This is a genomic window from Sphingobium sp. FG11 (genome assembly GCF_057809915.1).
On sequence record NZ_JBMDKW010000018.1, the window covers coordinates 44,489 to 54,225 of the forward strand.

The following is a 9,737-nucleotide window of genomic DNA, read 5'->3' on the forward strand; positions in this document are numbered from 1 at the left end:
AATGGCGGCTTAAGACCGTCAAATAAAAATCCCCGCCCCTCGGGGAAAAGTCGCGCCATACTCTTGCGTCAGCGCGCGCGCACTAATGTTCTAGTCAATTTCATTGATTTTATAAGCCAATTATCTCCTTTTTTCTCATAGGTTTCATGATAATGCCCCATGCCATTCATATATCGCATGGGCTGCCCCTCTGAGAAGTAAACCTCGTCTTCAAAAGGCCAAATGGCCTTAGCTGCCTCTTCGGTCAGGATCTCGATCATGGGATTGAAGAGTTTATGCACCAGGAGGTTGTGTTCTGCCATCCCCCGAGCGACTTCTACGATATTTTTCGCGCCTATTACGGGCCAAGCTATCCCATTTTCGACAGACTGAAGAAGTTCCAGACTAAATTCACTACCCGTCCGAACCCACTCGCCGGTCTTTGGGTGGCGCGCAGTCATAGCATTGGTTTCGTCGAACACAGCATCATCGGTGAACAGGGCGCCAAAGCCATCCCAGTCTTTGGTATCTACGCAATAGGCATATTTAGCCTTGCACAGCCTAACCCCTTCAATCGCCAGAAGACGATCTACTGCGTCCATTCGGCACTCTCCCAGGCAACAATTGTTCAGTACCGTTCGCGATTACGGCGCATAGGGATTTTCTAAATGCTTATATTTGACGAAGCCCATTTGCGTGCAGCCATAAACGCAGAGATTACTTCCATTTGCTCTAACAGATATGCTCTCCCAAATCTATTGCCTTAGTGGGCGACTTCGTTGTTGGCCTATTTGCGCGCACCATCCTCGCGAAGGCGCAATTTGTCAATAGAACGAACGCTCTTTTTTCTGAGGCGGCCAGGCCCGTTCCGACGTTCGACATGGGCGAGCGAGCGGTTATCGGCAGCAGCTCATCCCCGGCGAACTGTCTGGCCCGGTTGGAGAGGTGACGACCGATTGAGACCTGTGCAGGCAATTACCGCGCCGCAAGGTAGGCATGCTGCCTCAATGAAAGAGATGCTTTCGGGAAATAGGACGACAGCGTTTTCATGCAGCAAATTATGTTCGGCCCACATCCCGTCCCTGCTGATGACGACATTGTCCAACCGATGCTCCCAAAGCGGAGAGCTGCCGATCCAGTGAGGATGGCAGCTGACCGTCACACGGACGTCCACTTTCGTCCGGGTAACGCCGGTCCGACTGCAATGGCCTCTCCGGCGCCGTCCGAGAGCGACACGCCATTTTGCTTAAGCGGCCCGAGATATTGACCGTCCATATGATCTGGTCCTAGTAATTCAGCGACGCGGCGTGCACGCGGATCAGTACATCATAAAAGCCCGGAGTTGGTTTAGACTCATCATGTAGTGCCAGACCGGCTTCTCGCCCATGGCCCATCTTACCGCTTTCGTTTCCCAATCCCCCACAATGCTCCAGATCGAAACTCTTTCGTCTCCTATAATGCCTGTCACGTTAGCCTTACAGCCTTTGGTTGGGGCCGAAGCGTTTCAGTATGGTAGCAGCACGGCGATCCCCGGAATGCGAGCAACCTGAAACCTATACGCCTTCCACCTGCGCTCGGCCCGCTGTCATCACCATCAGATGCCGCCTGTCATGGACCGGGCGCTGTAGCCGTAGCGAAGGCACCGGCGCGATAGATTTTGGCGGTGCGTCCGGGATAATTGCTCGACAAGATATAGAGTTCGCGGGTGCCAGGCTTTATCGCCATGCTGGTGGTGAAGAGAAATTCACCGCGCTCGCGGTCCGGGATCAGTATCTGGCCGATCGGGACGCCTTTGGGATTGAAGGCCATGACCCTGCCCTCGCCGGCCAGCGCGGCATAAACATTGCCATCCGCGTCGACGCGCAGCGAATCCACCGTCGCGCCCGTAAAATGGTAGCGGATCGTCGTCCCGACGACGGGGGAAATCTGCGTTGGCGTCGCCAGATCGATGCGATGGAGATACCCTGTCCCCACTTCGCTGACCCACAATGTTTTTCCGTTCGAACTGAGCGCGATCCCGTTGGGCATCGACATGCGGGTCATGATCGGGGTGATCGTTTTCATGTCGGCAGCGACGTGATAAACCCCGCCAATGGGGTTGGCATTGTTGCCGCGAAAATCGGTGAAGTAGAAGCCGCCCTCATTGTCCAGCACAAGGTCGTCGGGAACATAGCCCGCCTTCGGATCGATGATGACCTGTTTGTCGGAACCGTCAGGCCGGACCGAAAATACCGGGCCACCAGCAACGCCCCCTTCTGAATGTCCGACACCCGCGACAAGGATACGGCCATTCTTGTGAAGGGCGAGACCAGCGGAACCGGCATCGCTTTTTGGCAGGATCAGCGTCAGTTTTCGATCCGGCGAGAGCCGCATCACCCGGCCGCCGAAGGCTTCGGCAAACAGCAGGTTTCCCTGCCTGTCGAAGACCGGCCCCTCGAGGAAAAGGTCCTTGTCCATTCCACTGAGGGCCGGTTCCTTGTCCGTCACGGTGAACCAGGGTTCGGCGACGATCGTCTGAAGGCTCTTTTCGTTGGGCGGAATCGCGGGCGCGCGACTGGTCGTTTCATAGACAAGCCCGGGATAGGAGGACGGAGGCCCCTTCGAGGGGACCTCCGCCACTGCCTGGCCTGCGCACATCGCGCAGGCCGAGATCATCAACAGCCTGGTTGCGTTCAACACAAACTCGCTCCTTACCCTCAGAACTTGGTCGATACCCGCAGCATGATTTCCCGGCCGCGGCTGACGGATGCCTGAAGGTCGCCGTATACAGCCGGGCCGGTCTCGTTGCCGGGCGCCGTGCCGGTGAAGGGGCTGTCGCTGGCTCTGGTCCAATAATATTTATCGGTGAGGTTCCGACCGATCAGCGCGACTTCCCAACGATCATCCTGTTCCGAAAGGCGCAGTGTCGCATCGAACAGCTGATAATTGGGCACCCGCGCATTCGGATTGGATGCAGCGTCCGTCAGATAGCTGGCGCTGAAGGTCATGCTGGTCGAAAGGCCCAGTTTCATTCCAGCCCCGACCGGCGTCTCATAGTCGAAGCCGACATTGCCCGTCCATTCGGGCGCCCGGACCAGCTGCGTGCCCGCCAGATTTTGCAAAGATCCGTTGACGCCGGGAGCGGCGGGATTCCCCTGACCCGGCAGGCCCGGTATCGGCGAGAACGCGCAACCCCGCGCCTTGTTCTGACCCCGGTAGCAATTCGCGAAATAATCGTCGTAGCGACCCTTGTTATAGGCCACCGCGCCGTGAAGACTCAGCCCCTCCAGCGGCGTGCGGTAGGAGACATCGAATTCCCCGCCCTTGCTGCTGACCTTGCCGACATTCTTGAGTTCGTTAAGGACGCCCTGCGTGACAAGTGTCACCTGCAGGCCCTTGATATCATAGCTGTACAGCGCAAGACTCGTGCGCAGCGCACCATCCAGCAGGGATGCCTTGGCGCCTGCTTCGAAGCCCTTGACGGTCTGCTGATCGTAGCCCAGCGGGCTGCCGAAGTTGGCGTTCCCCGAATTGAAGCCGCCGGATATGAACCCATGTTTGTAGGAACCGTAGATATTCAGGTTTCGATCGGGATGGTAAGAAAGCGTGACTTCGGGCGAAAAGTCGTTCCAGCTGTCTTTGGACCCTTCGGCAAAAATCGGCCCCGGCGGCAGAAGAAGCCCGGTTGCCGGATCGACGGCAAATCCGCTCCTGGCGACGGGCAGCCTTTTCTTCTCATAGGAATAGCGGCCACCCGCAGACAGTTGGATCTGCTTCGTGACATCCCATTGCATCTGCATGAAGGCCGAATAGGCGCGCCCCTTCTGCGCAAAATCATAGTTAGCGACCACAGATGGAACCAGCGGCGCCACCGTCGTGAAATTGGTGCCGTTGAGAAACGCCCTCAAGCTCGTTTTGGCCGAACTCGCCTGCAAATGACCACCGATCATGAAATTGAGAGGCCCGTCGAAATTGCTCGCGAGGCGAAGCTCTTCCGACAATTCCGTAAAGCTCAAAAATTGATCCGACGCCAGCATGCGGCTCGGCACATAGGTCGCAGTCACATTGACGAAGTTTCTGTCTTTCTGATGATATAGGCCAGTGACAGAAGTAAGCGTCAGCTCGTCGCTCGGATGATAATTCATCTCGTAGGCGACCAGCATCTGCTTCTGCTTGCCCTTCAGCTGGTTATCGCTGCCAAATTGCGGGTAACGCCGGCTGAAATTGTCGGTCCGCGCGCCGATCGACACCTTGTCATCGGCGCGGCAACTGTCGATCTGGCCGGACTGCGGCGCACCGCCGGGACATGCCACAAGCTGGAGATTGGAGGTGTAGCCGTCACCATGGATTTCGCCATAAGTGAACTTCAGGCGCGCATCGAAATTGTCCGTCGGCTCGAATTTCAATGTCCCCCGGACCGCAAATTCTTCGCCTCTCGGCGCATATCGGTGCGTGGGCGCAGTGATTTCGCTGCGCGGCGTCGTGTTCTCCACCCAGCCGCGCATCTTAGAACCATAGGCTGCGACGCGGAAACCCAGGCTATCGCTGATAGGCCCGGCGATATAGCCTTCACCGCGCCACTCATGCGCGTTGAATTCGTAACCGACCGACGCTTTGCCCTCAAGCTGCTTCGTCGGATCGCCGGTGCGGATGGAAATGACGCCGCCGGGGCTGTTCTTGCCGTAGAACAGGGCCTGTGGCCCTTTCAGAACCTCCACCTGCTGCATGTCCATCTGCGCCAGACGGCGAATGGTGGAGCGCGCCACCTGCACGCCATCGATGTTGAACGACACGGCCTGGTCGGCAAAGGGGTTTGCGTCCGAGCCGCTGATACCGCGGAGCACGATGTTTCCGCCCTGCGCGTTGCCGCCGTCGCCGGTGAGAAGCTGGGGCACGATGCGGGCGAGACCATCGATGGAACTGATGCCGCGACGTTGCAGTTCGGCGCCGGTCACCGCCGTGATCGCGACCGGCACATCGATCAGCGTCTCTTCGCGCTTGCGCGCGGTCACGATGATGTCGCCCGTGTCTGCCGATGCCGATGCCAAAGCGTGTGCAGCCGCCGGCGCGCTGCGAACCGTGGACGATGTTTCCGCCTGATAGGCGATGGGACGCGCTTTTGGCACCTCCCGTACGATCGCCTGCGCGCCCGAAGGATCGCGCCGGGCCTCAAAACCTGTGCCCTTGAGCAAATCGACCAGCGCGGCCTCGGGCGAGGCGTTGCCGCTCGTTCCGCCTGTGACTGCGCCCCCGAACTGATCGGGTCGATACACCATCTGAAGCCCGGATTCGCGAGCGAGTTGCTGGAGCGCACGCGCCAGATCGCCTCGCGGAATGGTATAGCCCTGCGCCAATGCGGGCGCGGCATAGGCCAGCAGGCTCCCGCAAATAGTTACAGTTGCGGCGCGCTTCCAGTTTTTCATGACCTCTCCCCTGCGGCTGTTTTGCCGTCAGAAGCTAGGACTATCGAGGAACGGGAAACCCTATTTCAGCGCTGCAAAATTATTTTTCCATCCGCGGCGCGCGATACCTGCACGTCATAAACCTCTCGCAACAGCCGGACGAACCCTTCGCGATTGCCGAGCTGGAATGTCCCGCCGATCGGGGTCGAGGCGAGTTGGGCGCCCTTCACCACTATGGGATCGGGATTATAGCGATTAAGCTCCGCCACCGCCTGACCCAGCGTTTTGCCATCCAGCACCAGCACGCCATCGCGCCAGCGCAGCCCCTGCCGGAGCTGGTCCAGCGGCTCACGCCTGACGATGGTCGCCACGCTGTTCGCCACCGCCATCGATCCTCCGGGCAGCACCGTGGATCCCAAGGAGGCACTGCGCCCGAGACCCTTGAGCTGGACCGCGCCCTGAAGAACGGCGACGCGCAGCAACTCGCCATCACGGCGCACCGAGAATTTGGTGCCGAGCACCGTGACATCATGCGCGCCGGCATGGATGACGAACGGCCGCGCCGGATCATGCGCGATCTGGAAATAGGCCTCGCCCCCGCTGACCCAGGCGGTACGGCGTCCCTGTTCGAGCGCAAGCCGGATTTTGGTGTTCGTGTTAAGCTCGATCGTACTCCCGTCGGGCAGATAGGCGGTACGCCGCTCGCCGACATGCGTTTCCAGGGTGGCGATCTCAACCGGCTCGGGTTGGGGCCACATGGCATAGCCCAAAATCGCCATGACGAGCGACGCCGCCAGCGCGAGCGCGGCGAAGGAATGCCATTTGCGCTGTACAGGGTGTGGCATTTCGACCGGATCATAGAGCGATCGCAGCCGGTCCGTCTGGCGCGATCCTTCCTCCAGCCGCCAAAAAGCGGCCTTGTGTGCGAGGGATTCGGCCAGCCATGCGTTCAGTTCGGCCTGATCGGCCTGCGACCAGTCGTCCTCGTCGCGACGCATCACGAACCGCGCGGCCCGTGCTTCTGCGATATCGGCCGACATCACACGCCCTCCCGGGGCTTGCCGGTCGGGATCGCGGCGCATTGGGCATCCGGGGAATTTGCGCTATCGAGCATGTGGTTGGTGAGCAGGCGGATACCCCGCGTGATCTGCTGCTCCACCGCTTCGACGCCGATGCCAAGCTGGTCTGCGATCTCGCGTATCTTCATGCCTTGCACCTTGCGCAGCCGCATAACCTCGCGACAGCGGGGCGGCAAGCGCTCCAGGCCTTCGCGCGCGCGGGCCAGTTCCTGGCTGGCGCTCACATGCCGTTCGGGTGTCAGCCAGTCGACATGCACGGGCAGTGCTTCAAGGTCGGCCACGAAATCGAAACGGACGATACGCGCCCGCTTGGCGCGCGTGATGAGCAGATTGCGCGCTATCGTAAAGACATAGGCGGCCGCGCGATCCGGCAAGGCGCGGCCGGCGCCACGCAGCGCCTTTTCATATACTTCCTGCCGCAGATCGGCGATGTCGTCCTGCTTCGAACAATGGCGACGCAGAAAAGCGGTCAGCGAGGGCTCAAGCGTAAGCACCTCCCTGCGAAACCATCTGTTCAGCTCGTCATCGCCGAACATATTCCCTCCGCAAGTTGACCTGTCCAAGCTAGGACTCACGAAGGAACAAATACCCTATCCCCGGATAAGGCATTCATTCAAAATTTCCGTCCATGCTCCAGCCCGCGCAAGTCACCCGGCCCGGTCAAGCCAGGCGGCAGGCGCCTTTCGATATCATGCCGAACCGGGTTCGATCGCCCGAATGTCGTCCATGATCGGACAGAACATCGTTTCGAGATTGCTCGCCGGATCGTCACCCTGCGGCATCACCGTGATCGCATTGACACCGACAGCGCCATAATCCTGGGCCGCACGTAACATATCCTTCGCCGTCCAGCCATCCTCGGCCCGTACCAGCGTGGTCACGTCGATGGCGCCCATGTCGCGCCCGAGTGCATCGCAATGCTGTCGCAGCACGCCCAGCTTGTGCGCCACGTCCGCCGGGCTGCCGAAGAAATTGCAGGCGTCGGCATATTGCGCGACCAGTCGCAGGGTCTTGCGCTCGCCAACGCCGCCGATCATGATCCGGGGACGCGGGCGGGAAACCGGCGCTGGATAGCATAGCGTCTCGGCCAGCTGAAAATGCTTGCCCGCAAATGGGCCGTCATTGTCACTCCACATCTGAAGACAGATTTGCAGGGTTTCCTCCAGCTGCTCGAAGCGTTCGGCAACCGGCGGGAACGGGACGCCAAGACCGCGATGCTCGCGCTCATACCATCCGGCGCCCAGACCCAGTTCTCCCCGGCCATGCGAAAGCACATCGAGCGTCGTCACGATCTTCGCCAGCAGGCCGGGATGACGGTAGGTCACGCCCGTCACCAGCAGGCGCAGGCGAAGGCGCTCGGTAACACCGGCGACGAACCCCAGGGTCGTATACCCCTCCAGCATGGGATCCTGGGCAGGCGCCATATTATCCATCTGAAAATAATGGTCCATGAAGGACAAAGCGCGAATGCCCACGGCCTCCGCCCGCCGCGCCAGATCGGCGACGCCCGCGCCGATGGTTTGAGGGGTCCCTGCCCAATCGAAACGGTGGACGTGAAAATCAACTTCCATAACAGACACTCCAGGCGTCATGTTTATCTCGACTGGCCCAGGACGCCCCGCCTTTGTCTCAACCGGAGCTTATAACCTGCTGCGCCATGACGTCTATACGCATCCTGCCCGTCAACAATCCTGCCAACGGGTTCTCAACCAGCGCTGTTCCCGCTAAAGTGGGTAACTATCCCCTTGCGACACTTAGCCTTGGATTAGCCATAACCGCTAGTATGCGGGGCTGATAGGTAGGGAGGTGCCGGACACGGGAGCGCGGTCACGCGCCTCGTCATCTTGCGGCGGCACTTAGGCTTCTGGTTTTTTGCGTTCCGAGGGAATCTCGGCTAGCGGCTAGGCTTAGAGTAGCACATCAAACCCGTAGAGCGTTGGGGTAGCTGCCGAACCGCGAGAGGGGCTTCGATGCACAAAGACACTGTTCGACCTTTCTCCGGATGGAGAGTGCTCCTGCCGTGCTTTCTTGCGCAGACCCTTGTGGTTGGTTTTGCCTTCGGATCATTCGGACCCTTGCTTGCCAGTACCGAGCAGCATTTCGGCGTGACACGTGCTGTCGCGGCGATGGGAATGAGCCTGATCATGCTTGCAGTGGGCGGCCTCTCTCCCTTTTTGGGCGGCCTGTTGCAGAAAGTCCCGGTACGCAGCGCGATGATTGGCGCCGCGGCGCTCAGCGCGATTGGTTATCTGGGCCTCGCCATCCTCTCCTCTTTCGGTCTCGCCCTGTTGATGTTCGCCTTTATTGGCACGGGCGTCAGTCTGTTGGCGATATTAGGTCCGTTGACGTTGATCAGCCGATGGTTCGCGTCTGGCCAGGGTAAGGTTCTGAGCATCGTTAATCTGCCGATCGGGCTGTTCTTGACGCCTTTCATTATCGGCGAATTTTTGCCGGAATATGGGCGTTTTGCGGTTCTTGCGGGGATAGCGGCAATCTTCCTCCTGCTAATCCCCGTCCTGCTGCTGATCGTGGAACATCCCGGAAAGATCGGTCAGGTCGCGCGCGGGACCGATATGAACCCAGATGGCGCAACCGCTCAAGGAGCCATCGAGGATCGACCGCTTTCGACGCGGGACATTCTTACCAGTCCGCCCTTCTGGTTGCTGTCGATCGTGATCGGCGTGATATCGGGATCGGGTTCGGCCTTCCTCGTCCATATCGTTCCCTTCGGCATGGAGCGGGATCTGTCCCTCCAGACAGCATCGGGACTGCTTTCCATCTATGCCGGTGCGGGAATTGCCGGCACCTTGCTTATTGGCTGGATAACGGACCGCATCGGCCCTCCGTCCACACTCGTGCTCGTAACTTTCTGCGAGGCGCTGATGTGGTGTGGGCTGCTGCATGCGGCAGGCTTCCCGTTGTTCACGCTTGCTGCGGTGATTGGCATGTGCGTCGTCCCGGTGACGACGCTGCACGGCGCCGCGCTCAGCAGGCTGATCGGGCCTGCGAGCATCAGCCGGGCCATGGGGATCAGCTATGCGATTACGCTGCCGTTTATTTTCAGCTTCGCACCGCTGGTCGGTTTCTTGTTCGACCACGCCAATGGATATGGGCTGCCCTTCCTTGTCACCGCGAGCATTCTGGTCATCGCCTCCATGTGCTCCGTGCTGATGATCTTTGCCGTACGCAAGCAGATGCAGGGTCTGGAACCTGTGGCGGTCCACTGACATCCTTCTCGCAAAGAAGGTCTCGATTACGCGCATGGCACGGGCCATGGCGTTGGCAGTTTCCTGTCGGT

At 59.7% G+C, this 9,737-nt stretch carries 7 protein-coding genes; 1 reads left to right on the forward strand and 6 read right to left on the reverse strand.

Annotated elements, in window-relative coordinates:
* Positions 1–68: 68 nt before the first annotated feature.
* From ACODSN_RS14225 to ACODSN_RS14250, 6 genes are all read right to left on the reverse strand, one after another.
* Entirely contained in the window at positions 69–581 is a 513-nt protein-coding gene (locus tag ACODSN_RS14225) for a nuclear transport factor 2 family protein (protein WP_489056146.1), read from the reverse strand.
* 1,006 nt (positions 582–1,587) lie between these two features.
* A complete protein-coding gene (locus tag ACODSN_RS14230) occupies positions 1,588–2,634 on the reverse strand; it encodes an SMP-30/gluconolactonase/LRE family protein (protein ID WP_489056154.1) in 1,047 nt (348 codons plus the stop codon).
* A gap of 41 nt (positions 2,635–2,675) precedes the next feature.
* Positions 2,676–5,381 (reverse strand): TonB-dependent receptor, encoded by a 2,706-nt coding sequence (locus tag ACODSN_RS14235; RefSeq protein ID WP_489056147.1) that lies wholly within the window; start codon positions 5,379–5,381, stop codon positions 2,676–2,678.
* Between the two features lie 65 nt (positions 5,382–5,446).
* Positions 5,447–6,400, reverse strand: coding sequence for a FecR family protein (locus tag ACODSN_RS14240; protein WP_489056148.1), 954 nt, complete (start codon positions 6,398–6,400; stop codon positions 5,447–5,449).
* Positions 6,400–6,933 (reverse strand): RNA polymerase sigma factor, encoded by a 534-nt coding sequence (locus ACODSN_RS14245; RefSeq protein WP_489056149.1) that lies wholly within the window; start codon positions 6,931–6,933, stop codon positions 6,400–6,402. Before ACODSN_RS14245 ends, ACODSN_RS14240 begins: the two co-directional genes overlap by 1 nt.
* 195 nt (positions 6,934–7,128) lie before the next feature.
* Positions 7,129–8,010, reverse strand: coding sequence for an LLM class F420-dependent oxidoreductase (locus tag ACODSN_RS14250; protein WP_489056150.1), 882 nt, complete (start codon positions 8,008–8,010; stop codon positions 7,129–7,131).
* A gap of 399 nt (positions 8,011–8,409) precedes the next feature.
* Between ACODSN_RS14250 and ACODSN_RS14255 the strand changes: the two genes are divergently transcribed.
* Positions 8,410–9,666: an MFS transporter gene (locus ACODSN_RS14255; RefSeq protein WP_489056151.1), complete on the forward strand. Its 1,257-nt coding sequence runs from the start codon at positions 8,410–8,412 to the stop codon at positions 9,664–9,666.
* The last annotated feature ends 71 nt before the right edge of the window (positions 9,667–9,737 follow it).

Coding starts and splice junctions, on each gene's coding strand:
- ACODSN_RS14250 (WP_489056150.1), bottom strand. CDS start 8,010: ATGGAAGTTGATTTTCACGTCCACCGTTTCGATTGGGCAGGGACCCCT.
- ACODSN_RS14230 (WP_489056154.1), bottom strand. CDS start 2,634: ATGATCTCGGCCTGCGCGATGTGCGCAGGCCAGGCAGTGGCGGAGGTC.
- ACODSN_RS14235 (WP_489056147.1), bottom strand. CDS start 5,381: ATGAAAAACTGGAAGCGCGCCGCAACTGTAACTATTTGCGGGAGCCTG.
- ACODSN_RS14240 (WP_489056148.1), bottom strand. CDS start 6,400: ATGTCGGCCGATATCGCAGAAGCACGGGCCGCGCGGTTCGTGATGCGT.
- ACODSN_RS14225 (WP_489056146.1), bottom strand. CDS start 581: ATGGACGCAGTAGATCGTCTTCTGGCGATTGAAGGGGTTAGGCTGTGC.
- ACODSN_RS14255 (WP_489056151.1), top strand. CDS start 8,410: ATGCACAAAGACACTGTTCGACCTTTCTCCGGATGGAGAGTGCTCCTG.